The organism is Halomonas sp. AOP27-A1-41 (assembly GCF_052378605.1).
In the GTDB taxonomy this organism is placed as follows: domain Bacteria; phylum Pseudomonadota; class Gammaproteobacteria; order Pseudomonadales; family Halomonadaceae; genus Vreelandella; species Vreelandella citrativorans.
On sequence record NZ_JBQSXT010000077.1, the window covers coordinates 1 to 206 of the forward strand.

General features: G+C 48.5%; 1 protein-coding gene. It reads right to left on the reverse strand.

What is annotated here, in order from left to right:
• Positions 1 to 138: transposase (locus ACT3TC_RS17170; RefSeq protein WP_444641171.1), on the reverse strand; the 138-nt coding region annotated here is incomplete at its 3' end.
• Between the last annotated feature and the right edge of the window lie 68 nt (positions 139 to 206).

Here is a 206-nt window from a genome sequence, read left to right on the forward strand (position 1 = left end):
GCCATACTTCGAACGCCATTTATAAAACGTGGCACTGCTCATACCGTGCTCGCGGCAAAGTTCAGGAACCGGCACGCCAGATTCGGCTTGCTTCAGAATCGCCATGATCTGGCTGTCGGTAAAACGTGATTTTCGCATGTGGAATCTCCTGTCTGTTCAGAGTACAAAATTCCACTTATCACCGCGATTATTTTTCGGGGGGATTA